At 46.0% G+C, this 24,952-nt stretch carries 27 protein-coding genes, 1 pseudogene and 1 riboswitch; of the genes and pseudogenes, 10 read left to right on the top strand and 18 right to left on the bottom strand.

The window, feature by feature from the left end:
• Positions 1-328 precede the first annotated feature (328 nt).
• Positions 329-547, top strand: a complete 219-nt coding sequence (locus JGK16_RS03660; protein ID WP_293174517.1) for a hypothetical protein — start codon at positions 329-331, stop codon at positions 545-547.
• 129 nt (positions 548-676) lie between these two features.
• Here the strand turns inward: JGK16_RS03660 and JGK16_RS03665 are convergent, their stop codons facing one another.
• The 5 genes from JGK16_RS03665 to JGK16_RS03685 all read right to left on the bottom strand — a co-directional run bounded on the left by JGK16_RS03665 (position 677) and on the right by JGK16_RS03685 (position 7,056).
• The gene (locus JGK16_RS03665; RefSeq protein ID WP_293174520.1) at positions 677-1,468 is read right to left on the bottom strand and encodes a universal stress protein; all 792 of its coding nucleotides are present in this window, start codon (positions 1,466-1,468) and stop codon (positions 677-679) included.
• Between the two features lie 55 nt (positions 1,469-1,523).
• The gene (locus tag JGK16_RS03670) at positions 1,524-2,366 is read right to left on the bottom strand and encodes a nitrate ABC transporter ATP-binding protein (RefSeq protein ID WP_293189735.1); all 843 of its coding nucleotides are present in this window, start codon (positions 2,364-2,366) and stop codon (positions 1,524-1,526) included.
• 235 nt (positions 2,367-2,601) lie between these two features.
• Positions 2,602-4,029, bottom strand: a complete 1,428-nt coding sequence (locus JGK16_RS03675; protein ID WP_293174526.1) for an ABC transporter substrate-binding protein — start codon at positions 4,027-4,029, stop codon at positions 2,602-2,604.
• 241 nt (positions 4,030-4,270) lie between these two features.
• Complete coding sequence (ntrB, locus tag JGK16_RS03680; protein WP_293174528.1) at positions 4,271-5,119, bottom strand: nitrate ABC transporter permease; 849 nt, start codon at positions 5,117-5,119, stop codon at positions 4,271-4,273.
• Positions 5,120-5,219: 100 nt separating this feature from the next.
• A riboswitch (cyclic di-AMP (ydaO/yuaA leader) is annotated at positions 5,220-5,431 on the bottom strand.
• A gap of 287 nt (positions 5,432-5,718) precedes the next feature.
• Positions 5,719-7,056 (bottom strand): SLC13 family permease, encoded by a 1,338-nt coding sequence (locus JGK16_RS03685; protein WP_293174531.1) that lies wholly within the window; start codon positions 7,054-7,056, stop codon positions 5,719-5,721.
• Between the two features lie 137 nt (positions 7,057-7,193).
• Between JGK16_RS03685 and JGK16_RS03690 the strand changes: the two genes are divergently transcribed.
• From JGK16_RS03690 to JGK16_RS03700, 3 genes are all read left to right on the top strand, one after another.
• Positions 7,194-8,546, top strand: coding sequence for a HAMP domain-containing sensor histidine kinase (locus tag JGK16_RS03690; RefSeq protein WP_325314869.1), 1,353 nt, complete (start codon positions 7,194-7,196; stop codon positions 8,544-8,546).
• Positions 8,547-8,588: 42 nt separating this feature from the next.
• Entirely contained in the window at positions 8,589-10,688 is a 2,100-nt protein-coding gene (gene bchD / locus JGK16_RS03695; protein ID WP_293189733.1) for a magnesium chelatase ATPase subunit D, read from the top strand.
• 210 nt (positions 10,689-10,898) lie between these two features.
• Positions 10,899-12,095, top strand: coding sequence for an RNA-guided endonuclease TnpB family protein (locus JGK16_RS03700; protein ID WP_293189749.1), 1,197 nt, complete (start codon positions 10,899-10,901; stop codon positions 12,093-12,095).
• Positions 12,096-12,214: 119 nt separating this feature from the next.
• Here the strand turns inward: JGK16_RS03700 and JGK16_RS03705 are convergent, their stop codons facing one another.
• Complete coding sequence (locus tag JGK16_RS03705; protein WP_293189731.1) at positions 12,215-12,568, bottom strand: PEP-CTERM sorting domain-containing protein; 354 nt, start codon at positions 12,566-12,568, stop codon at positions 12,215-12,217.
• A gap of 568 nt (positions 12,569-13,136) precedes the next feature.
• On the opposite strand from JGK16_RS03705, the gene JGK16_RS03710 reads away from it, so the two are divergent.
• From JGK16_RS03710 to rpsU, 6 genes and pseudogenes are all read left to right on the top strand, one after another.
• Complete coding sequence (locus JGK16_RS03710; protein WP_293174544.1) at positions 13,137-13,865, top strand: Bax inhibitor-1 family protein; 729 nt, start codon at positions 13,137-13,139, stop codon at positions 13,863-13,865.
• Between the two features lie 297 nt (positions 13,866-14,162).
• Positions 14,163-14,708 (top strand): annotated as a pseudogene (locus JGK16_RS03715) (PCRF domain-containing protein); the annotation flags it as partial.
• Positions 14,709-14,732: 24 nt separating this feature from the next.
• Positions 14,733-15,152 carry a peptide chain release factor-like protein gene (locus JGK16_RS03720; protein WP_293174984.1) on the top strand — a complete coding sequence of 140 codons (420 nt, stop codon included), beginning with the start codon at positions 14,733-14,735 and terminating at the stop codon, positions 15,150-15,152.
• A 66-nt stretch (positions 15,153-15,218) separates the two neighbouring features.
• Positions 15,219-16,329 (top strand): peptide chain release factor 2 gene (prfB, locus tag JGK16_RS03725; RefSeq protein ID WP_293174547.1). Its coding sequence is split into 2 segments (ribosomal slippage): positions 15,219-15,290 and positions 15,292-16,329, totalling 1,110 coding nucleotides; the frame shifts between segments, so codons are not numbered across the junction.
• A gap of 150 nt (positions 16,330-16,479) precedes the next feature.
• Positions 16,480-16,620: a hypothetical protein gene (locus tag JGK16_RS03730; protein WP_293202784.1), complete on the top strand. Its 141-nt coding sequence runs from the start codon at positions 16,480-16,482 to the stop codon at positions 16,618-16,620.
• Between the two features lie 38 nt (positions 16,621-16,658).
• On the top strand, positions 16,659-16,853 hold the full coding sequence (rpsU, locus tag JGK16_RS03735; RefSeq protein ID WP_006632476.1) for a 30S ribosomal protein S21: 195 nt from the start codon (positions 16,659-16,661) through the stop codon (positions 16,851-16,853).
• An 8-nt stretch (positions 16,854-16,861) separates the two neighbouring features.
• Here the strand turns inward: rpsU and JGK16_RS03740 are convergent, their stop codons facing one another.
• The 12 genes from JGK16_RS03740 to JGK16_RS03790 form a co-directional block, all read right to left on the bottom strand.
• Positions 16,862-18,325 (bottom strand): AtzE family amidohydrolase, encoded by a 1,464-nt coding sequence (locus JGK16_RS03740; protein ID WP_293189729.1) that lies wholly within the window; start codon positions 18,323-18,325, stop codon positions 16,862-16,864.
• A gap of 14 nt (positions 18,326-18,339) precedes the next feature.
• Positions 18,340-18,516, bottom strand: a complete 177-nt coding sequence (locus JGK16_RS03745) for a DUF4089 domain-containing protein (protein ID WP_293174553.1) — start codon at positions 18,514-18,516, stop codon at positions 18,340-18,342.
• A gap of 68 nt (positions 18,517-18,584) precedes the next feature.
• On the bottom strand, positions 18,585-19,046 hold the full coding sequence (locus JGK16_RS03750) for a KGK domain-containing protein (RefSeq protein WP_293189727.1): 462 nt from the start codon (positions 19,044-19,046) through the stop codon (positions 18,585-18,587).
• A gap of 100 nt (positions 19,047-19,146) precedes the next feature.
• On the bottom strand, positions 19,147-19,599 hold the full coding sequence (locus JGK16_RS03755) for a hypothetical protein (protein ID WP_293174559.1): 453 nt from the start codon (positions 19,597-19,599) through the stop codon (positions 19,147-19,149).
• An 11-nt stretch (positions 19,600-19,610) separates the two neighbouring features.
• Entirely contained in the window at positions 19,611-19,919 is a 309-nt protein-coding gene (locus JGK16_RS03760) for a hypothetical protein (protein WP_293174562.1), read from the bottom strand.
• Positions 19,920-20,003: 84 nt separating this feature from the next.
• The gene (locus tag JGK16_RS03765; protein ID WP_293174565.1) at positions 20,004-20,456 is read right to left on the bottom strand and encodes a hypothetical protein; all 453 of its coding nucleotides are present in this window, start codon (positions 20,454-20,456) and stop codon (positions 20,004-20,006) included.
• 17 nt (positions 20,457-20,473) lie between these two features.
• Positions 20,474-20,782, bottom strand: coding sequence for a hypothetical protein (locus JGK16_RS03770; protein WP_293174569.1), 309 nt, complete (start codon positions 20,780-20,782; stop codon positions 20,474-20,476).
• 19 nt (positions 20,783-20,801) lie between these two features.
• A complete protein-coding gene (locus tag JGK16_RS03775; RefSeq protein ID WP_293174572.1) occupies positions 20,802-21,242 on the bottom strand; it encodes a KGK domain-containing protein in 441 nt (146 codons plus the stop codon).
• Positions 21,243-21,390: 148 nt separating this feature from the next.
• Positions 21,391-22,404: a cytosine deaminase gene (gene codA / locus JGK16_RS03780; RefSeq protein ID WP_293231029.1), complete on the bottom strand. Its 1,014-nt coding sequence runs from the start codon at positions 22,402-22,404 to the stop codon at positions 21,391-21,393.
• On the bottom strand, positions 22,359-22,649 hold the full coding sequence (locus JGK16_RS32685; protein ID WP_325314872.1) for a hypothetical protein: 291 nt from the start codon (positions 22,647-22,649) through the stop codon (positions 22,359-22,361). Before JGK16_RS32685 ends, codA begins: the two co-directional genes overlap by 46 nt.
• Before the next feature lie 135 nt (positions 22,650-22,784).
• Entirely contained in the window at positions 22,785-23,276 is a 492-nt protein-coding gene (locus tag JGK16_RS03785) for an ureidoglycolate lyase (protein ID WP_293174575.1), read from the bottom strand.
• Positions 23,277-23,376: 100 nt separating this feature from the next.
• Positions 23,377-24,894, bottom strand: coding sequence for a cobyrinate a,c-diamide synthase (locus JGK16_RS03790; protein WP_293189725.1), 1,518 nt, complete (start codon positions 24,892-24,894; stop codon positions 23,377-23,379).
• Positions 24,895-24,952: the final 58 nt, after the last annotated feature.

Consider the following 24,952-nt stretch of genomic DNA (forward strand, 5'->3'; position numbering starts at 1 on the left):
TTGCGATCGAACGCAACGGGAGCATCTCAGTTTTGCATTTACAGTGCTGCCCCGCTCAAAAAATGGTTCGTAGTACATCAGTAGAGTCCGCTCTTTAAAAATGCTTCTTGCAAAACTGAGATGCTCCCAACGCAACTGTAAAATTGAATCATAATTCGCCAAGATTAAATGTGATTTCGTTCACAAATTCTGATGTTTATTATCACAAATTTTGCTGTTTATTATCACATCTTTTCAGGCAATATACCGAGAGAATAAAATAGTCCGATCGATCTCTGTTACCGCAGAAAAGATCGATCGCGCGATGTCGAGTTGAGAGTCAATCTCTATGCAAACCCCTGTCAACCTGATTCCATCTGCTTTGGGCGAGTTGTTTGCCGAAGTGAATCATAGAGGCTACATTACTATAGCCGATCGCTACGGTTTGCTGGCGGCTATTTTTGACGAGACTTTGACTGAGGATGACAAACGCTCTATCGATCGCCTCCTGCGCTCTGTCTGCCGGGGCAGGATAAAATTAGTTGATGAACTTTCTGCGATCCGATAAGCATTCAACAACCCTTAATAACACTCATCAATCTAGCGTTTTTGAAGCAAGAGAAGCACCAACCGCGCAGGGATCTTAACTCGCTCGCGCTATAAAATCTCACCTCAGAGGCTTCCATTTCCCACAAGTTTAACGTGCAGGCATAGCTGTAGCCAACTGCAAGTTGCTCAAACTTTCTTCGGGCCCCAAATCCATCGGATAGCTGAGTGCGGCAGGAATCCCCAACACGCAGCAGGGAAAATTCTTGCCGAGTTGCCTAACCAGCGGGTGGTTGCGAGAATTGCAGCCTAAAAATAGTAAATTTGCCGATTCTAATTCTACCACATTTCTCAATTCTGTCGCAACTTTACCGATGCGTAAATGAGCTTTGAATAAACCGCGCCATTCCTCAGCCAAACAGCGGGCTTGCCACAGCAACTTATCTGCTACCTCGTACTCATTATTTTGACAGAAAATTGCTCGAAAATAAGGCGGATCGATCCAGGTCGCTCGCTGGGATACCGATTGGATTTCGGCTGTAGGTAATGCGATCGCAGGCGCTGCACAGTAAAGAGCCGATTTTTCCTCTAAATCCGACAGTTGGGGCTTCGTAGCCCAGGCATTTTCCACACCCAAACTACAAGTATTTTCATCGTAAATGTTGGGAGTTTCGTCGAGTACGTAGACGACTTGCACCGTGACTTCTTGAGTTGTTACTAAACGAGTTTGATGAGCAATCCAAAGGGTAATATCGAGAGCTGTTTGACTTTGAGGAGAACTGTTGTAACCCACAATAAAATTGATAGATTTTGTCGGTTTTGTCGGTTTTGACTTTTTCTTAGAAACAGGGACTTTTGACTCCGGCAGCAACACCATTTCTTCCGCTAAGTTTTGGCATCCTAATGCACTTTCAAAACGCGCTAAAATTGTTTTGAGATTCACAGGCTAGACCTCTCTTAAGTGAATTTTTTTGTCGGTTCTTCTAGTCGCCCTTGGGTTATTCGTCTTGAGTAAAGTAGCGATCGAGAAAATTCAAAGCGTAGTTTCGCAGTTCGTAATATTCCTGAGATTCCCGCAACTCCTGGCGATCGCGCGGATGCGAAAACGGCACTGCCAAAATCTCGCCGATTGTCGCCGCCGGGCCGTTTGTCATCAACACAATGCGATCGGACATATAGATAGCCTCGTCCACGTCGTGGGTAATCATCATTGCAGCTTGTCTGTGATTTTCCCAGATATCGAGCACCTGTTTTTGCAACTTGCCACGAGTCAGAGCATCCAGCGCTCCAAATGGTTCGTCCATTAATAACATCTTCGGCCGAAGTGCCAAAGCTCGCGCAATCCCAACCCGTTGCTTCATGCCCCCTGAAATTTGATCGGGATATTTATCTGCTGCTGCTGTTAAGTTTACCATTGCTAGGTGTTCATTGACAAGGCTAATCTTCTCAGCGCGGTTGAGATTTTGCAAAACTTCATCAACTGCTAGGCGAATGTTTTCCCGCACCGTCAACCAAGGCAGCAATCCGTAGTGCTGGAATACCATCATGCGATCGGCTCCAGGTTTGCGAATTTCCTTGCCTTCTAGTGTCACGATTCCGCCACTTTGTTGTTCCAAACCTGCTACTATTTTCAGCAGCGTCGATTTGCCACAACCCGAGTGACCGATTACTGAAATAAATTCGTCAGATCCAATACTTAAGTTGATATTTTCCAAAACGCTAAATTCGCTGCCATCAGCATTTTTATACGACTTGAACAAATTGTTGATTTCCAGAAAATTAGCAGATTTGCTGTTAACTTTGTCGTTGGTGGGGGTAGATGTAGAAGTAAATTGAGTCACGGTATTCTCCTAACAAGTAGTAAAGTAATTTAATTTAACTGCCACTGCCTAAAGCCTCAAATTTAGCAGTCGGTTTCAACTGAGCTCTTGCATCAATGTCAATTGGGGCTTTTTCGTGGGGTGGGGCGGGTTTATTTAACCTGTCTGCTACCTTTTAGGCTGTTGGCTTTCCCCGCCCATACAGGTTGTTGAAAATGGTGCAAGATGTCATAGGAACAGCGAAAGCAGTCAAATATTAAGACTGAAAAAAAGATTGAGGGCGATTGGCTCGAATTTCAAAACTATTCAAATAACCCACCGGATCGCTGGGGTCAAATGATTTTTTGTCAATGAAAACTTCCGCAGGTTCGACTTTGTAATCCTCCTGGGGACAATCGATCGCCATTTCGGCAACAATCTTGCGGTAAAGGTCGGTTCTCCAAGCTTGTTTAGCTAATTCATCAGCATTTTTCGGCACCTCCTTAATGTGTCCCCAGCGGGCCGCTTGAGTCATCAACCAAATACTGTGAGACTGCCACAAAAATGTTGAATGATTTCCCGGTATTTGGGGCAAGTTCTTAGGAATGTCATAGAAAATTGTGGTATCTTCAGATATTATAGTGCGGTCTTTTTCATCAAACCCACCATAATTGTATTCCCCAACTATTCCCGGTCGCGTAAATTTGTCGATCGCCCCGTTTTTAGGTTTAGCCCCCGTAAAAGATCGATCGGTCAACAATGCTGCTATTTGACTGCGATTTTCCGGTTTGCTGCAAAACTGACAAGCTTCCACCATTGCCTTCACCAGCGAGTAATAAGTCTTCGGGTTTTCGTCAATGAATGATTGCATTACTCCCAAAACGCGATCGGGATGTCCCTGCCAAACTTCCTTACCTTGCGCGAAGGTAAACCCCACGCCCAAATTACCTTTAATTGCCCGCGTATTCCAAGGTTCTGCCACCATGTAAGCCTGCATCGCCCCGATTCTCATATTCGTTACCATTTGAGGCGGCGGCACAATAATTATCCTAAATTCTTTGAACGGATCGATACCGGCAGCGGCAGATATATAACGCACAAAGTATTCGTAAATAGCAGAACTTAGTACAACTGCCCAGACTTTATTTTCTACTGGTTGACTCTCAAAAAAACCTCGAAATTGCTTGCCAAATTCTTCTAAATTGCCGTTGTATTCGTGCCACGGGCGCAAACCAAAATCCCACATTGCTTTGCTCATCGTCATCGCGTTGCCGTGGCGGTGAATTGTCATTGCCGCGCACATGGGTGCGTGACGCGCTCCTTCGGCACCAATGCGGGCGTTTGTGATGGCGCCGGATACGACTGGGGAGGCGTCGAGGCGCCCGAAAATCAGGCCGTCGCGGGAGGTTGCCCAGCTTGCTTCGCGGTTGAGTTTGACGTTTAAGCCGTATTTGCGGAAAAATCCTTTCTTCCAGGCGATCGCAAATGGTGCACAATCGTTAACGGGTACGTACCCTATGGTTAGATTGGGTTTCTCTAAGGTTTGGGAATTGACGATCGGCTTTACCGCTTCGGCTTCTTCTGTGAGTCCTTTTGCCGATCGATCGGCGTTAATCCCACAACCAGATAAAGCCATTCCCGCCGCCGCACCCATTCCTTGCAAAAACTCCCGCCGATTCCATTCATTGGAAAAGTTATCACTCATACCATTTTAGATTTTAGATTTTAGATTTTAGAATTGAAGAATTGAAGAATTGAAGAATTGAAGAATTGGCAATTACTGATGAGTTAAGGGTTTGGCTCTAGCAAATCAATTGCATTTTATTTGGAGTTCACTATGATATAATTCTCCATCGTTAATCGCTAACTATCCGCCATCTCAAACCTGAGTTTTTAGCTAATGACTAATGACTGCTGACTAATGACTACTGACTAATGACTAATAACTAATGACTCTCGATCGATCGATGCGTTACCATTTCTTGAACTTTGCCAACAGCCCAATCGAGCAGCAAACCAGTTATGCCAATTACAAACACCGCTAAAAATACCGAACTTAGATTCAAACGGCTCCACTCATCCCACACAAAAAAGCCAATTCCTACACCACCAGTCAGCATTTCCACCGCCACAATCACCAGCCAAGCAATCCCCAAACTAATCCGCAAGCCAGTAAAAATGTAAGGCAAACTCGCAGGCAAAATTATCTTAGTAATCCGCCTCCAGCGCGGCATCTCCAACACTCGCGCCACATCCAGATAATCCTTGGAAACGCTAGAGACTCCCAAAGCCGTGTTGATAATTGTCGGCCACAAAGACGTAATAAATATCACAAAAATTGCCGACGGATCTGCTAAATTAAAGATTGATAGAGCGATCGGCAGCCAAGCCAGCGGCGACACCGGTTTGAAGATTTGAATCAGCGGATTGAGCGCCATCATCGCCGGTTTCGACATCCCGATCAGAAATCCCACGGGAATCGCCACAACGGCACCCAGCAAAAATCCTAGCAACACCCGCCGCAAACTCGCCAGCAGCAGCCAGCCAATGCCTAAATCTCCCGGCCCGCGCTGGTAAAATGGATGCAATATGTAATCTAAATTAGCGATTAACGCTTGATACGGAGTGGGAATTAAATCGCTTTTGAAGCTGGCAACAATCCACCACAGGCCAAGAATTCCCAAAAAACCAACCGCCGGCAACAATACATTATCTCGGATGATGACGGGTTTTGTTCGTTTCCAGGCAGCTTGTCCGGCAATTGCGATCGCAGATAAATTAAGTTGAATTGACATTTAAATCTCCTCAGAGTCAGGGGCGGTACAAGAAATCTTGAACAATACCAACCGGAGACACTGACGAAGCCAAACTATCTATTGAAGACAAGTTGACTCTTCAGTCTCTTCTCAATGCCTGCGAAGTTAGCTGACGGGCTAGGACTGAGAGATGCCCTTCTCTAAAGATTTCAAACTCAAAATTACACTCAAATTTGGCAATTTTTAACTTTGGTTTTTAATTCTGTAGGGATTCGCCCCGAAAATTGGTTCCTCCGCTCCAGCCACAGGCTTTGTTTAAGGGCGCAGTGCTGGATTAGGCTTGACTTTTAAGCCAATTTAAATTAACCTAGCACGACCTTCTCATCCTGTCAATACGTCTTTAGGAGTAGGTAGGGGCGATGATCGGCGAAGCCCAAAAGTTGAGAAACAGAACTAATACAATTTGAGATTTTCCATTTTTCGATTTGAGATTAGGCAATGACTGATGACTTAAGGGTTTGGATCGCTGGCCTACAGTTGCTTTTTTTGAAGGGGTATAATAAATGCTGACCAATGACTAATGACTAATGACCAATGACCAATGACTAATGACCAATGACTAATGACTAATGACTTCTTCAAATCAGAAACCGGATAGTTACATAAACAGCCGCAGCCACCAATTGCAAAGCCATCACAGGAAGCCCGTAACGCAGAAAAGTTTGAAAAGAAATCCGGCGCCCGTGCAGCTCAGAAATTCCCGCAGCCACAATATTAGAAGAAGCTCCTACCAAAGTGCCATTTCCTCCTAAAGTTGCCCCGTACATCATCGCATAAAACAGTGGCAGCACAGCAGGTGGAAACTGCCCTGCAAAATCGGGTGCCAGCACCTCCGTCGGTGCGAGTCCGACATTCACAACATACTGTTTTAACAGTGGCACCATCGCCACAACAAGCGGAATATTTGGCACCACGCTCGACATCAAACCCACGAAAAATAACAGCGTTAAAGAACCAAGAAAAATATTTTTACCTAAAATAGCTGCTAAAATTCCCGACATCCCAGCGATGACTCCGGTTTTTTCCAAACCGCCAATTAGCACAAATATCGACATGAAAAATAGCAGCGTACTCCAATCTAAATCCCGTAAAATATTGTTCAAAGAATCTATTTTGGAATGGTGAGCCAAGAGCATTGCCAAAGCCGCCCCCAACAAAGCCACGGCTGCTGGTGAAATTGGCACGGGCAGCGACTCTCCCACTACAAAAAATGTCAGCACGAAAGCTATAATTAAACCGCCCACCGCTAACACTCGCGGATGATTGATTTTTGGGTGTGGCAAATGTTCCAAATCATCCAATTCTTTGTGCCAGATTTCGGGGAACATCCACGGCAGAATAACTAAGATGACTGCTACGGCGATCGCCCCACCTAAACTTAACTTTAACAGGTAATCTGTAAAGCTCATGTTAATCGCATCGCCGACTATGAATGTCGCCGGATCTCCCACGATTGTCAGCAGTCCCGAACTGTTAGCCACAAATACCATTAAAATCAGCAGCGGCACAAAATCTACACCGACTTCTTCTGCCATTGGCGGTATTAACGGTGCTAGCAGCATGACAGTCGTGGCGTTGGGTAAAACTGCACAAATTGGGGTAGTAATTCCGACAATACCAAGCAAGAGATTTTTGCCTTTGCCTTTCGCCAAAAGCACCATTTGAGTTGCCAAGTAGTCGAATATCTTGGTAGGCTCAAAGGCTCTCACCATGACCATGACTCCAAAAAACAAGCCCAGCGTTCCGTGACTGCGACTAATATATTCGATCGCATCCTTTAACGTCATTACGTGGGTGAAAACCAGAATCAGCGCTCCCAGAAATGCCGCAATTGTGAGGTGTATCCATTCTGTAATTATTAAGAAAACTACACCGATAAATGTGGCCGCAGCGATCGCAGCTTGCACGTTTTCCATTTAGTCCCCTGACAAAATTAAAAATTAAAAATTCAAACCTCTCGGATTGAGGGATTATACTACTTTATGGCTATTAGGTCAATAAGTTTAAGTGCTCCTTTTGGCAGCACCAAGCTGGAATGTATTCATAGTGAGAGTTGCAGCACAGGGAAAAATTAGAGCGAAACTACTTCTTTTGGCAGGCTCGCGTGGGGGTGAAGTTTGGTATGGCGATCGGGCGATCGCTCAACTACAATGAAACATGGGGAATATCTGCCAAACTTCGCCCCCACGCAGACATTATGGACTACAGCCAACTGCTCGCCGACAAAACCGATACCATCCTCAAAAACTGGATTGAAGCAGTACGCTTGGATCGGAAAATAGAAAGCGCTGACACCTTGCCACACTCTGCGATCGAAAATCACATACCTCACCTGTTGGGGGCGATGGTCACAGTGCTTTCACAATCTCAAAACAGCGACATAAAAGCAATAATTGAAGCCAGTTTAGACCACGGGTTTCTGCGAGCAGAACAAGGCTACGATGCCGCAGAAGTAGCTCGGGAATACCATTTATTGCGTCAAGTAATATTCTCCCACTTAGAAGCACCATTGCTAGCAGGAACCACCGCCGACGTATTCAGAGCTTTTCGGCTCATAGATGCCGTAGTAGACGAAGCAATTGCCCAGTGTTTCGATAGCTACGTCGCTCAGAGGCTCCAGGAACTTCAACAAATCCAAACTCAGTTAAAACTCAACAATCAAGAACTGAATCGTCTTGTCAGCGTCAATCAAGAAAACCTCTACCATTTAGCTCACGAACTCAAAACTCCCCTCAACTCAATTATCGGTTATTCCGAACTGTTTTTGCGTCAAGAAAAATGGCAATCCGAAATCAAAGATACCCTCCCCGGCATCGAACACATCGAGCGAGTATTGCGCAACGGCAGACAGTTGCTGCGCCTGATTAACGATACCCTAGAACTTTCTCGCGCCGATGCAGGCAAAATTAAACTTAACCTGCGGCAAACTAATGTACGATCTATAATTAGTACCGTAGTAGAAATGATGCAGCCAATAGCTGATGCTAAAGGATTAAAGCTCGCTGTTACCAGCGACTGCGCCCCCACACAAGTAATCGCCGACGCACAGCGGCTGCAACAAATTCTCACTAACCTGCTGAGCAATGCCATTCGCTACACAGAAGCTGGTAGCATTGAATTAAGTTGCTGCCGTGCTGGAAATGCAAATTGGGCGATCGCCATTACAGATACCGGCATCGGCATCGCTCCCGCACATACCAACCGCATCTTTGAGCCATTCTTTCAAGCCTCAGAAGCCGGCCAACAGCACTTTCCCCCCGACAGCACCGGTTTGGGATTAGCTATAGTATCGCGGCTCGTTACCCTGATGCAAGGCAAAATCGAGCTCGCATCAGAAATCGGAGTCGGCTCAACTTTTACCGTGATTCTCCCCTTAGAAGTTAAAATACTTCAAGCAGTAACCTAAACATTAAGTTCAAATTTTTAGATCCGAAAATCAGAAAATCCTATGCCCGCAGCCAGCCTTAGCCCTTCCACAGCATCCTTTCCCCTCACCGCCGTAGTTGGGCAAGAAGCAATCAAATTAGCCCTGCTGTTGGCAGCAGTAGATCCCGGATTGGGAGGAGTTGCGATCGCCGGACGCCGCGGTACAGCAAAATCAGTAATGGCCCGCGCCTTGCATTCCCTACTGCCACCAATTGAAATTGTCAAAGACTCTTTTTGCAACGCTGAACCTGATGAAATTATTGCAGAAAATGCCTCTGACCTGTCAGAAGAAAACGGGCAAGATGCCCGTTCCACAAATACAAATCCAGCCACCGAAATAATTCCCACACCATTCATTCAAATTCCCTTGGGTGTCACCGAAGACAGACTCTTAGGTTCAGTCGATGTCGAACAATCAGTAAAATTCGGTCAAACTGTATTTCAACCCGGACTCTTAGCCCAAGCAAATCGAGGCGTACTTTATGTAGACGAAATTAACCTCCTCGATGACAATATTTCCAACCAATTGCTCACAGTATTAACCGAAGGCCGCAACCAAATAGAGCGCGAAGGAATTAGCTTCCAACATCCCTGCAAACCTCTGTTCATTGCCACCTACAACCCCGAAGAAGGCCCCCTCAGAGAACATTTGCTCGATCGCATCGCGATCGTCCTTTCCGCCGACGCAGCCCTCGAACTACAAGAAAGAGTCTACGCAGTAGAACAAGCTTTATCCTACTCCAGCTCCCCCCAACAATTTCTCACTCAATACGCCGAAGACACCGACAACCTCAAAACCCAAATCATCCTCGCCAGAGAATGGCTCAAAGATGTCACCATTAAACGCGAACAAATCGCCTACTTAGTAGAAGAAGCCATCCGCGGCGCAGTTCAAGGACACCGCGCCGAAATATTCGCAGTGCGCGTCGCCCGCGCCTGCGCCGCCATCGAAGGACGTACAGAAGTTAACGCCGAAGACTTGCGCCGCGCCGTAGAATTAGTCATCGTACCCCGCGCCACCGTCATCCAATCTCCCCCAGACGAAAACTCTCCTCCTCCCCCGCCGCCACCACCCCAAAAGCAGTCAGAACAAGAACAAGACGAACCAGAAAACGAGCAAGAAGACGAAGAAAATCAAGAGGATGAAGACAACCCCGAACCTCAAGAAGAACCAGAGCAAGATACCATTCCCGAAGAATTTCTGTTTGACCCCGAAGGCGTAATTCTCGACCCCAGCGTGCTTTTATTCGCCCAACAATCCGCCAACAAACAAGGCAAATCCGGCAGCAGAACCACCATTTTCTCCGAAGATAGAGGCCGTTACGTCAAGCCAATATTGCCCAAAGGCCCAGTCCGTCGCATCGCCGTTGACGCGACTCTTAGGGCCGCCGCACCTTACCAAAAAGCCCGCCGCCAAAGGAATTCAGACCAGGAACCCGCGGCGAGTTCCAGCCCAAATCGAGATAAGCGGGTATTTGTGGAACAGGGAGACATTCGGGCGAAGCGCTTAGCCCGAAAAGCTGGAGCTTTAGTCGTATTTGTCGTGGATGCTTCGGGTTCCATGGCGCTCAACCGGATGCAGTCGGCCAAAGGTGCTGTCATGCAGCTACTCACCGAAGCTTATCAAAGTCGCGACCAAGTTGCGCTGATTCCCTTTCGCGGAGAACAAGCAGAAGTATTGTTACCGCCGACTCGATCGATAGCCTTGGCCCGCAAGCGTTTGGAACGATTGCCCTGCGGCGGCGGTTCCCCCCTGGCCCACGGTTTGACTCAGGCGGTGCGCGTGGGAGTTAATGCGCGGCAGTCTGGAGATATCGGTCAAGTGGCGATTGTTGCTATTACTGACGGACGCGGTAATATTCCTTTGGCTCGTTCTTTGGGCGAACCGATTTTAGATGGCGAAAAGCCGGATATTAAGAAGGAGTTGCTAGAAATTGCTGCCAAAATTCGCGGTTTGGGAATGCAGTTGCTGGTGATTGATACCGAGAGCAAGTTTATTTCGACCGGCTTTGCGAAGGAGTTGGCCAAGACTTCTGGCGGGAAATACTATCATTTGCCGAAAGCTTCGGAACAGTCGATCGCAGCTATGACTAAAAATGCTCTGCGCGACGCGATCGGCTAAAATCCTTAACGGACACGCGGGAAGTCCCGCGCTCTAACGCAGGGCGTGAGCGTCGGGATGAAAGCCGAGCGAGGTGAGGAGTCCCATTTGCCCACAAGCTACTAGGCGTAAGCCATAGAGAGATGGGCTCCTCGGCGACGAGATGAGCAAACTCCTTGCATTTTCTTTGTATATCAGCTATAATATTATCAGCAACCTTGGTTAATGATAATGTATCAGGCTTACAAGTTCCGACTATATCCGACAGCCGAACAGCAGCAGTATTTTGCTGGTGCTTTCGGCTGTTCGCGTTGGTTGTGGAATTACAGCCTAAATATGAGTCAGGAAACATACAAGGCTACGGGTAAGGGGCTAAGTCGAGGTGCGATCCAAGGTTTATTACCTCAGCTAAAAATAGAATATCCTTGGCTGAAGAAAGGGGCTTACTCGCAATCTCTACAGGTTGTTGCGCTAAATCTGTCTGTTGCCTACCAAAACTTCTTTGAGAAAAAAGCTGGATTCCCTAGCTTCAAATCAAAGCACGGTCGGCAATCTGTCAGCTATCCTCAGAATGTCAAGGTTGGCGAAAAGTCGATCAAGCTACCTATCATTGGTGAAGTGAATTGCAAAGTTCATCGCACTTTTGATGGCACAGTTAAGACTGTTACCGTATCTAAAAACCCAGATGGAAAGTATTTTGCTTCTATCTTGGTTGATGATGGCATCAAGAGCGTAGAAACTACTGCGAAAGGCAAGGCAATTGGTTTAGATGTAGGTTTGATTGACTTCTGTGTAACTAGCGATGGCAGTAAGTATAAAAACCCTCGTCACCTCAAGAAACATAGCAAAAACCTCAAGCGCAAACAGCAAAAACTCAGTCGTAAACAGAAAGGAAGTAGCACTAGAAACAAAGCTAGAAGATTAGTGGCTAAAGTCCACTCTAAAATCAAACGTGTTCGCGAGGATTTTCTGCACAAACTGTCCCGCAAGATAGTAGACGAAAACCAAGTCATTGCAGTAGAAGATCTAAATGTCAAAGGCATGGTACGCAACCACTGTCTAGCCAAAGCAATTAGCGGTGCTGGCTGGGGGATGTTCGGAACAATGCTCAAGTACAAAGCTGAGAAAGATGGGAAAACCTATATTGAGGTTGAGCGATTTTTCCCTAGCTCCAAAACTTGCAATAATTGTCTGCACAAAGTATTTGAGATGCCATTGGATGTTCGTCATTGGGATTGTCCTAAATGTAAATCTCGAAACGATCGCGACGTAAATGCGGCAAAAAATATCAGAGATGAAGCCTTGCGGTTTTTGGCATTAGGAACGAGTGCTGCTGCCAGTGGAGGGAATGTAAGTCGTGGTGGCAAGATTTCGGTCTTGTCGAACGCGGTTCCCCTTGAAGCTGGAAGCCCGCTCTCTACCCGATAGGGTGAGAGTCGGGTAGTTCACATCGAGATTCACTAGCCTGGATCGTGGCACAGGCATCTTCCCTGTGTCCTGAATTGTGGCACAGGCATCTTCCCTGTGTTGCATCTACTCTTAACAATCTAAAAACTTTGATTTTTGCCAAAACTCTCCTGTTTAACTCTCCCTCTCCGGCGAGTCATCACCAGCGAACCGGCGACTAAAACCAACCCCGCCAGCATTGAAGGCTCAGGAATTTTCACCGGCCCAGCCGCCCGGTTTACCGTTCCCGAGTTCGGGCTCGGTAAAATTGTACCTTGGGCGGATTGACCAGTCAGAGCCAGCAGCAAATGTTCTGAACCCTGCGATGAAGTGGCAGTAGAAACGGCACTGACATTAGCTGCAAGGGCAGCTTGACCGCCGGAAATAAGGGTAGTTGCCGCCAATAGAATTCCGGCGGCAGGTGGGAATAATGTGCGAGCAAAAAAGGTGGGCATTAGATATTACCTGTTTGGCATTTTGTCGATCGAACTAAATACTTTCACGATTAATTTGCTTTACATACCCTGTCTCGACCACTTTCGCAACCCACCCAACCGCTTAAAAATTTAAGATTTATTTTATAGTTGAGATGATTCAGATTTCCGGGCTGTAGTTTCAACTAAGTCACCAATCAAAAACCTAAAATCAATGGGAGTCCCTGACTCAATCATAAACTGCTCAATCCCAAATCGTAAATCCCAAATTCCAAATTGATTAACTTCAGCTATATATTTGCAATGCGATCGACTTTTAGGTTGCCCATCGCCGGCAATAGCACCGGTACTTTAACCTCAATTATAGCTCTACGACGACTGACAACGGTCTCAGACATCGTTCCCCGACAACGACCGCAGGGTGGAGATTTACTGGTACGGCGTTGATTATAAACAATCACTTCCAGGTAGGAAGTGATCTCACCCCCGTTCTTTATCAAATCTTTAAACTACTTCATGTTTTGTCAACAAACTGTAAAGCTGTCAAAATATAGATAGCAAATCTCAGCCAAAATTAGGTAACATCCTCGTGAGTAACACCAGCAACTTCCGCGAAGCCGTGCGCGAGGCCAAAAACCACGCGCTGGTTGGCCCCAACGTCATCGCTAACGCTCTCCCCTTCGTGGGCGGCGGACTTGTCTTAACTGCTGTCGGCACCTACGGCGGCCTCGGAGTCATCCGCAACTATCCCGGTATCTTCTTTCCCACGTTTATTGCTGCGATCGTCCTAGAATTAATTCTGTTCTTCGTCGCCAGCGCCGCCGCCGAACAAAACAACAAAAACACCGCCTTGCCCCTGCTGGCTACCTACAGCCTGCTTTCCGGCTACACCCTCAGCGGATTGGTATTTACAGCCCTCAGAACCCAAGGCGTCGGTATCGGCGGCATCGGTTTTGCAGCCCTCGGCTGCGGCATTACTTTCATCGCCGCCCGCCAAATAGGCTCCAACTTGTCGGAAGCAGACGGCATGGCCCTCACCAAGACTATCAGTTTAGGTGTCATTGCTTTGTTAGTAGTCGTTGGCGGTCAATTTCTGCTGTCGCTGTTTGGCGTTTACACCCCAACTTGGTTGGAAATTGGCATTTCTGGCATCGGCGTGTTTATATTTGCTGGTGCTGCGATCGTCGATTTTTACATCTTACCTCGCACCTACCACGACGACCAGTATTTGCCCGCCGCCCTGTCGATGTACTTGACTTACATCAACTTGTTCATCTTCATTCTGCGCCTGATGATTGCTCTCAACGGTCGCGATTAATCATTGAAAGTTTAGCTTAAAAACAACCGCAGCGCGATCGACATCCGGCTGCGGTTTTTTATTACCTTGACAATTCCCGCTTGCATCCGCGTTCATCCGCGTTCATCCGCGGTCAAAAAATATTTTTTAGTATTTGTGGCACAACAAGTGAGCCACAAGCTAAGATTAATATAATCACCCACAACGCTGGAGAAATCACAGTGGAAATTCTAGAGACCAAACACAATATCGAAATTTTGTGCGATCGACTAACCAACCTACAAGACTGTCTTTGACTCAGCCTTAACCGCCGAAAGCCAAAAGTTACAACAGCTAGCAGCACAGCCGGAATCTGGCAAAAGCATCAAGACAGTTGAACGACCACTCCAAGAACTAGACGCACTCCAATCCTATCAGGCAAAACTCAACCAGTGCCAAACAATTTTGGCAGATGCTACAGCAGCACTGGAGTTACTCGAATTTCAAGCAGACGACGAACTAGAGCAAGAACTTCAAACTAATTTAGCTCAACTAAACCACTCTCTCCAAGAGTATGAAATAGAGCAATCCTTGAGCGGGCCTTGCGACAAAAATGGAGCCTACCTCATAATTAAGGCCGGAACAAACGGTATCGATGCTCAATACTGGGCAGAAATGTTGCTCAGAATGTATATTATGTGGGGACTAAGCCGAGGCTACCAAGTTGCGGACGTTGAATCTTCCCCAGCGCCTGAAATAGGAATTATTTCTACAACCTTGGAAATAGACGGACGTTACGCTTGCGGCTATCTCAAGTCAGAAACCGGAATACACCGACTTAAACGGAAATCGCCTTTTAATATTACCATAATGCTACTCTCTTCTACAGCGACGGTGGAAATTTTGCCAATGTACGTGCAATTGGAGATTGCACAGCAGGATTTAAGAGCCATATTACCCAATCTCAATCAGAATACTAACGGAACCAAAGCATGGGTGAAAATTGTGCATATTCCTACTGGTATTTCTGCCATTTGTGACGGATGTCGCACTCAAATGCAAAATAAAGACAAGGCTTTGGCGGTTCTCAAGAGCAAACTGTTTGCTATTATGCAAAGGCAAGGAGTTCAGCAGCTTGCAGACATTCAGTGCGATCGGCTAAAAACATTCCTCAACCAACCAATTCGAGAATATCAATTTGCCAGCGACAGCGCAAACCAGGACAAAGTTCTGGATTTCCGTACAGGAATCGAAACAACAGCCGTCGCCGAGGTACTCGACGGCAAGATTGACCCATTCATCAAAGCTGGTCTGCTGCTGAAAAATTGATTTGCACAGATTGAACCCAATTTCAGCTAAAATCGACAAGACACCACAAAACTAGGAGAACTCACAGTGGAAGTTCTAGACATCAAACACGATATTGAAACATTGTCCGATCGACTGGGTACCACCCAGGACTATCTTTGACATCCCCGCACTCACAGCCAAAATCCAAGATTTAGAGCAAATCTGCGCCCAACCGGCATTCTGGGACGACCAAGAACAAGCTCAAGGAACCCTCCAAGAACTGAATGACTTCAAATCTCATTTAGACCAATACCACGGCTGGCAGACTAGCCTAGAAGACGCTAGAGCTATTTTAGAACTGCTGGAGTTAGACGCAGACGAGTCCCTGTTCCAAGAAGCCTCATCGAGTCTTTCCCAATTAACCCGCGAACTCGACCAGTGGGAACTGCAACAATTACTCTCTGGGCCCTACGATGAAGGCGGCGCGGTTTTGACAATTAACGCCGGGGCCGGCGGTACAGATGCTCAAGATTGGGCCGAAATGCTGCTGCGGATGTACACCCGCTGGGGTGAAAGTCAGGGTTACAAGGTACATTTAACCGAGATTTCTGAGGGAGAGGAAGCAGGTGTTAAATCTGCCTCTTTGGAAATTGTCGGCCGCTACGCTTACGGCTACATGAGGTCGGAAAAAGGTACTCACCGTTTGGTGAGAATTTCGCCGTTTAACGCTAATGACAAGCGTCAAACAAGTTTTGCGGGCGTTGAAGTGATGCCGGTGCTCGATCGATCCGTTAAACTGGATATTCCAGAAAAAGATTTGGAAGTCACGACTTCTCGCGCAGGCGGCAAGGGCGGACAAAATGTTAACAAGGTAGAAACGGCTGTCCGCATCGTTCACCTTCCGACTGGTTTAGCCGTCCGCTGTACCGAAGAACGCAGTCAGTTGCAAAATAAAGAAAAAGCTCTCGCCTTACTCAAAGCTAGGCTGTTGGTGGTTGCTAGGGAACAGCGCGCCGCCGAAATTGCCGAGATTCGCGGCGATATGGTAGAGGCGGCTTGGGGCAACCAAATTCGCAACTACGTGTTTCACCCCTATCAAATGGTCAAGGATTTGCGGACTGGAGTGGAAACAACTGCCGTCTTAGATGTGATGAACGGCGAATTAGAGCCGTTTATTCAAGCTTACCTGCGCCAGGAAAATCAGTTGGTCAGTTGACAGTTGACAGTTGACAGTTGACAGTTGGTCAGTATCCGCTCAATAGCTCGGGGTAGAGTACTGCGTTTGGAACGATTTTGCGATATTTAACGCTCATCATTGAGCGATTTACCCCGATTTATTGAGCGGATACGTTGGTCAGTTGGTCAGTTGGTCAGTAGTCAACTGTCAATTAACTGTCAACTGTCAATTGTCAACTATCAACTGAATGAAGAACCTATTTTCTGGTATAATTTTGGGGTTTTGGTCGATCGCCCGACATCCAACAGGTCGCGCCGCCAGAAACCTTGATATGATAAAACTTGATCTAACGAACCAAAGGAGAAAGAATGACCCAAGTTGTAATCGGCGAAAATGAAGGGATTGAGTCAGCCCTACGACGGTTTAAGCGACAAGTTTCCAAAGCGGGAATTTTCCCCGACATGAGAAAGCACCGCCACTTTGAAACCCCCCTCGAAAAGCAGAAGCGCAAAGCTATTGCTAGAAGGACTAAGAGACGCTTCCACCGCAACAACAAACCCTAGAACTAGGACTAAATTGATTCGGCACATATAATGCCTTGCGATTCTAGTACCGCAGCGACTCGGAGAATCACCGCTTCGCTGTAGGGAGCACCAATAATTTGTACCCCCAAGGGCAAAGCGCCGGGCCGCTGTACGGGCACGCAAAGCACCGGCAAGCCTATAAATGATAGGGGTTGGGTGAACAGTCCCAGATTAGGACGCACTCTTGTTTCTTGTCCGGCGATGACCATTTTCTCGACGCCAATTTCAGGAGCTGCGATCGGCGTGGCGGGTGCGAGAATGATATCTGTATGTTGGAATATTGCACGAATTTGAGACCGATACCACTGTCTGAATCTCTGTGCTTGCACGTACCATGTCGCAGGAATCAGGGTTCCAGCCAAAAAACGATCGCGCGTTGCCGGATCGAAGTCTTGAGGGCGCGTCCGCAAATTCTCCAAATGCAAGTTTCCACCCTCGCAAGCAGTAATTATAAACGCTGCCGCCCTCGCGCGATCGGATTCCGGTATGCTGACAGTTGCAAGCCCCCCGATTTTTCGGGGGTTTGTTGTTGTTGTTTCCGTCTCAATACCACAATTCAAGACATTTGTCAAGGTTCGGGCAACTATTTCTACAGCATCCATAGCTTCCGGTTCGGCCCCAGTAGCGAAATAGCCGTCAGCAACAGCAATTCGCAATCCTTCAATTCCTGTATTTAACTGTGGCGAGGTAAGTTCTGGCGGGCGTTGAGTGCAAACTGGATCGCGAGAATCTGGGCCTTGCAGGATATCATACAGTAGACCGATGTCTCGGAGCGATCGCCCGAACGGCCCCACGCAATCCAAACTACTCGAAAACAAAAAAGCACCGGCCCTAGACAAACGGCCGTAAGTAGGCTTAAACCCAAACACACCGCACAGCGCAGCCGGTACGCGGATGGAACCGTTAGTATCGGAACCGAGGGTGAAGGGTACTAAACCGGCGGCGACTGCTGCTGCGGAACCGCCACTGGAACCGCCGGCGATGCGCGCAGTATCGCGGGGGTTGCGAGTCGCCCCGTAGTGGCTGTTTTCGGTGACGAAACCGTAGGCGTACTCATCCATGTTCAGCGTACCTACAAGGATAGCACCAGCTTGTTTTAGTCGTGCGACCCCCGCCGCGTCTTGGCTCGCCGGAGGGTTGTCAGCGTTGATTTTTGACCCGGCTAGGGTAGTAATTCCGCTGACATCGAACAAATTTTTTACTGCAAAGGGAACGCCTGCTAGCGGGCCTGGGTTTTCGTTATTTGCGATCGCATTATCTATCTTTTCGGCTGCTGCGATCGCACTTTCTGCGGTGATGGCAGTAAAGCAATTGAGTGTTTTATCTTGATCGGCAATTCGTTCTAATGCAGCATTCACAACCGCTGTCGCTGCAATTTTACCACTTTTAACAGCGGATGCTGTAGCGACTGCATCCGCTCCTGCTAAAAATTTGGCTTCATCTGCGTTCATCGGCGGTAAAAAATCTAAGGTTCAAACACTGGTGCAGCTTCGATTTCTGGGGGTAAGGGGAATTCTGTAACGAGTCGGGCGATCTGCACTATCCTCTCGAAGTTTACCACAACGCCGGGGCGATGTTCCGGTTTGATGGGTAAGTTTATCAGTTCAGCGGTGCGATCGACATATTCTTCTATATTTGTCATTTTTCTATTTTCCCTTATCAGTGCGGCGGGGTGCGATCGATTATTTTATTGTAATGGCGATCGGGCTGTCATTTATTATCGCTCAGTTTTTTGTATTCCTCGGATTGTCGGATATCATCTAAAGGTGATTTTGGCTCTGGTGGTTCATCAGGACAAAACTTTATGGATGTCTGCGTTTTCCAAGACTGCAAAGTTGCATTGACTTCTATCTTAAGCTTTCCTTTTTGCCAACCCTTAGAACCAATTTTTAGAATTTGACAATCAATTCCTTCTTGAGGCGATTTCCAGTTTATATCCCCTCCCATAATTTTTGTTTCTTCGTTAATCGACAGATATTGTATCCACTGAATTATCGACTGCTCACGCTTGTTAGTTTCTGCTACATAAGTCTGAACCATTATCTTGTAAAACTTGCTAGCTGTTAGCTCTTTCAAGTGACGAACAGTAAAAGTAGCTTTCCCCAATAACAAAACATCATCTTCGCCGTCTAGTGTCTCATAGCTTGTATTGATTTTAACTTTTTCTTCCATTTTATTTTACCAATTTCTGCTCTTTGATATTTTATACCATTTCAAGCTATCTTAGTCAATCTGGTTAACAAAATCAATTTACTCTCGTACTTTCCCCAACTCAAACACTGACAGTTTCCCGCAACTTCTCAACGGCGACATCTAAGGGAGGCAAATCAAAAACCTCAGCATCCATCAATTCCTTAACCTTATCAAAAATTTCCACCTCCGCCTCTTCTTGGTCTGTCAGCTTATCATAAAAATAAGCGTCAGTAAACCACTGCTCAAAAGCAAACCTTAACACCCCATTCGGCTCAAGCATAAACTGCCAATACTTAGAAACTCGGTTATCAACTACTTCAAACAGCGGTGCCGGAGTCTGTATGGGATAATAGGTGTAATTATCATCACAAATATAGTACCAAACTCTTCCCTGCCACGATCGGATTGCATAAACAACATATTCCTTGCCAACTGTCAACGGCAATTCAACCTTTTTAGTATAACCTCGGGCAGGATCAATATAATTTTCCGGTAGAAGTTCTCCAGTATTAGCAATACAGCGAACAATCATAACTTGTATACCTATAAATTCTTAGGGGCTATTTTAGGATATTGTCGTTTAAACTTTAATTCAACTTGTTGCAAAATTTCCCTGTTTTCAAACCAGTGCACTTGTACGGAAGCTCCATTAATTACAAAAGCCTGAATGCTGGTTATTTTGTACCAGTCTTCGGGATTACCTCCATAGAGGGCAACCAGTCTGGAAACATCCCCTAGTATATCGTCAGATCCGCCCTGAATGGCTCTACAATTACCAGCTTTAGCATCTTGCAGTAGCAGTTGCTCTAGTAAATTTCTCGGACTCTCATCGGGAATAGCACCTTGCTTCATAGTTTAACAGTTTCCGATGTCATTTGTTGAAAAAGTATGTGAATCACACGAAAAAGACTAAATTGAACTTCTCTCTTTCTCAACTCAAACACTGACAGCTTCCCGCAATTTTTCAACGGCGACATCTAAGGGAGGCAAATCAAAATCCTCAGCATCCATCAATTCCTTAACCTTATCAAAAATCTCAACCTCCGCCTCTTCCTGATCCGTCAGCTTATCATAAAAATAAGGATCGGTAAACCACTGTTCAAATGCTATCATCAAGAATCCATTGGGCGAAAGTTTAAACCGCCAATACTTAGAAACTCTGTCATCAACCACTTCAAACAGTGGCGCCGGATTCTGCATGGGATAATAGCTGTAATTATCATCGCAGATATAATACCAAATAGTTCCCCGCCATTCTCTAAAAGCATAAACAACATATTCACGACCTACCGTTAATGAGAACTGTAGTTGTCTTGTGTAACCTATAGTAGGTTCTATGTAATCATCAGGAAGCAATGCACCTGTATTAGCGATACAGCGAATTATCATATTTTTTTCTTTCCTAATTACAGATTCTTGGGAGCTATTTTCGGGTACTGACGTTTGAACTTGTACTCTACATTTTCCTGAGTCTGACTATTCCGAAACCAATGAACTTGTACAGACGCTCCATCAATCATAAAAGACTGAATGCTGGTCATTTTATACCAATGTTCAGGATATCCACCATAGATTGCCACAAGTCTGGGAGCATCTCCCAGCATATTATTCACTCCGCCTTGAATACCTTTGCTATTTCCAGCAACTGCATCTTGCAGAAGCAGTTGCTCTGGCAAGTTTCTCGGACTCTCATCGGGAATAGCACCTTGACTCATAGTTTAGCAGTTTCAGAGGTCAGTTGTTATTAGCGAGTTTTTTGTACTCTTCAGATTGGCGGATGTCATCTAGAATAGATTCTGGTTCGGCAGGTTCATCAGGACAAAAATCACAACTTATTTGCACTTCCACGCTAGAGAAATTAAATTTTAAATAGGCTTTTACTCTTAGCTTACCTTTTTGCCAAGCTTGGGAACCGATTTTGAGAAGCTGACAGGTCATTCCTGCAGGAGGAAAAATCCATTGACCTTTATCTACTTTTAGATCTAGTTCACCAATAGAGCAATCATAAAACAATTTAAAAAACATTCTTACCTCTCGCGAGTTGGGTATTATTTCATTAAGGTTTTTAGCAAGCTTCTGTCGCATTAGGTCTTTAAATCTTTCAACTGTAAAAGTATCTTTCTCTATAAGCAAAATATCTGTATCGCACTCTAGGTCTTGAAACTTAGCGTTCATATGTGTTTGAAGGATTAATTTTATCTAAAAGCTATCATTTTTTACGATATTAGTCAAGGTTGCTTTTCCAGCTAAAACCCTTGATATTTTATATCGATAAAGTTGTTGTTTGTACAGCGCACTACTAAAAAAAACCGCAAGTTGACAGTCAGAAAAAACAAGTTTTTGCTGGGACAGTTTCCGCTAGCAACTTACCCCGCGAAATCACATACCGAACCGCAGCGCGCCTCCTAATTGCATCATAACAATCCTCAGCATCCAACACAATCAAATTTGCAGGTTTCCCCGCATCTATCCCATAATTATCATCTCCCAGATAGAGAGTTTTAGCACCGTTGACAGTGACCATATTAAAACAAGCTGCAATCTCAGCCATTCCCGTCATCTGACAAACATGAACCGCCATGTGAGCCACATCTAACATATTTCCCGTACCCAAACTGTACCACGGATCTTGCACGCAGTCGTGCCCCAAACTCACATTCAATCCATGCTGCCACAACTCCTTAACCCGCGTCACTCCGCGACGTTTGGGATAACTATCCGCACGCCCTTGCAGAGTGATATTAATCAAAGGATTAGCGATGAAATTGATGTGGGATTTTTGCAAAATTCCCATCAGCTTAAAAGCATAGGCATTGTTGTAGGAACCGAAAGCTGTCGTGTGACTGGCTGTCACCCGCGAACCCGCACCGCTTCTAATCGCACAAGCTGCTACAACTTCCAAAAATCTCGACTGTTCGTCATCGATTTCATCGCAGTGGATATCAATTAATTTATTGTATTTTTCTGCAAGTTCAAATATGCGGTGAACCGATTTTACTCCATCTTCCCGTGTCAACTCGTAATGCGGAATCCCGCCCACAGCATCCGCACCCATATCCAGAGATTTATCTAAAAGTTTGTCGTTTCCAGGACTCCCATAAATCCCGTCTTGGGGAAAAGCCACAACTTGCAAAGTCATCCAATCTTTGACTTCTTCTCGTACTTCCAAAAGTCCTTGCAAAGCAGTCAGCGTCGGTTCGCTAACATCAGCGTGACTCCTGACAAACAAAATCCCTTGAGATGCTTGCAACCTTAAAGTTTCAATCGCCCGTTTTTTGACATCATCCAGAGTTAAACCTTGCTTGCGTTCACCCCAAATTTGAATTCCCTCAAACAAAGTGCCGCTTTGATTCCATCGCGGTTCCCCGCAGTCAAAGCAGAATCGAGATGAATGTGCGACTCCACAAACGGAGGACTAACTAAATTGCCTTGAATGTCGATTTCCTGTTCGCCCATTCCTGATATGCGCGGCGATACCGCAACTATTGTATCATCATCGATCGCAATATCCACCGTTTCGCGATCGCCCGCACCCAACAAACGACATCGGCGCAGAACCATGCTATACTTTTGTTCACACATCCTATTTATTTCTTTCTCTTCCATCTCTTCCTCTGTGCCCTCTGCGCCCTCTGCGGTCAAAAAATCTTACTCAAAAAAACAACCCATAACGAAAAATAATCACCAGGAAGAAAGCGCAACGACAAATCACCAACATTAGACAATCTCAAACTCCAGATTGTGATGCTTCACCAAATCAAAGCTAAAATGGTCAACCACATTAGTATCGCTCAACTCCAGATTATAAAAATCCACAAAATCAGCATCAAAATAAGGCCCCGCGTGCCAAGTCCCCACATCTAACTTAATAAAACAATCACCCGGAATCCGAAAAGCAACAATATCCTCCAAACTAGGTCGATCGCTATCCCCAGGAGGCGCAACAGCCATCAACCAATCCTTCCCTTCCAGAGAACCCAAACACTGAGTACATTCAACGTGCCGCGTAATTTTACCAAACTTGCGACCCTTCTCGTGCAACCGCATAATGTAAAATCTAGGAATGCCATTTTGCAAATTTAACTTAGCATCCTCATCATCAAAAGACTTGCCATCAAAACTCGCAGAAATAACTTGACCGTAACTCCGAAAATTCTCCGATGTTATCCATTGTGCCGGCAATTGCTTCATTGAAACTGATGTACTCATAAATCCCAACACCTCCTCACTCATTTCATCAAAAACATAATACAAATACTCCTCTATCTCTCTTCTCTGCGCCCTCTGCGCCCTCTGCGGTTAAAAAAATCTAATTCACTCGATCGCCCAAAACACCCTTACAATCAAAATTAGAACACTGCTGCAAAAAACGAACCGCAATATCAGGGTTCGCACCCCAGTGCAAATGCAAATAAGCAGCGTGCACCCCATAAACCCCCCAACCTTCAGCAACCGCCTCAACTTCTCCCCGTTTGCCGTACCTCCAACTGTGATAAATTGGATTAGTTGGTTCCACTGTTAAATGCGATCGATGAAACTCATGTCCCCAAACCACATCCCCCGCAGTTAACACCAAACTATCTCCCACCGCCACAGCTTCTCGATATCCCAGAGTCAAACGCTTTCCCATCGCAGCCACAGCCGGCAAAACTCCCACTCCTTGCCAAGAATTCCCGTCGAAGTCTACAATCGAATCGCACAAGTACATCAAACCGCCGCACTCCGCATAAGTCGGCATTCCCGAAAAAATCGCACTTCTGACAGCATCCCGAATTAAAACATTACCGCTTAATTCCCCAGCAAACACTTCGGGAAAACCACCGCCAAAATACAACCCCTGCACATTCTCAGGAAAAACCGAGTCATCCAACGGACTCCAAAATACCAACTCGGCGCCCAACTCTTCCAGCAAATCAAGATTGTCCTGATAGTAAAAATTAAAAGCCCGATCGCGCGCAACTGCAATCCTCACCGAAAACTTTTTTTCCAAACAGTTGACAACATCATCTTTTTTAGTTACAATTGAGTAAGGGAGACTGTATCTACCCAAAAGTTGCTCAGACCCCTCACCCCCCCCATGAGGAGTTGCAGCCAATAAAGGTAAAAGTTGCTCCCAGTCAAAACTAACAGCAGCCAAATCAGCCAATTTATCGATCGCACCGTGAAGATGCGGCAACTCCTCGGCCGGAATCAAACCCAAATGCCGATCGGGAATCGTCACAGCCTCATCCCTACGCAAAACTCCTAAAATCGGTAAATTGAGCGGTTCCAGAGCATCTGTCAGCAGATCCAAATGTCGATCGCTCGCCACCCGATTGAGCACCAAACCCGCGAACTTAAGATTTGGGTTAAAAGAACGAAAACCGTGGGCGATCGCAGCCACAGAACCAGAAAGCCGGCTGCAATCTATCACAAACAATATCGGCAAATTCAACAAATAAGCAACATGAGCCGTAGAAGCAAAGGAAATAGGATAATTTTGTTCTTCTTCCCTCTTCTCTCTTCCCTCTTCCCTCTTCCTTCTTCCTTCTTCCTTCTTTGGAGAAACCCCATCAAATAAACCCATTACCCCTTCAACCAAAGCACAATCGACATCTTGAATGTGGCGGGAAAAACACTTTTTTACATAAGATTCAGACGTTAAAACCGGGTCTAAATTCCGACAGGGGCGGCCAGTCACAAAAGCATGAAACATCGGGTCAATGTAGTCAGGGCCGACCTTAAAAGATTGCACGTTCAAGCCGCGGCGGATTAAATAAGCTAAAAGGGCGATCGTTACAGTAGTCTTTCCTGCCCCGCTTCGTTCGCCAGCAATTACTAAAGCCATAGTTCTAGTTAGTTACAATAAATACTGAAAACAGATAGTTGATAAAGTTATGAGTGTA

The organism is Microcoleus sp. PH2017_09_SFU_O_A, from assembly GCF_020738625.1.
Taxonomy (GTDB): Bacteria; Cyanobacteriota; Cyanobacteriia; order Cyanobacteriales; family Microcoleaceae; genus Microcoleus.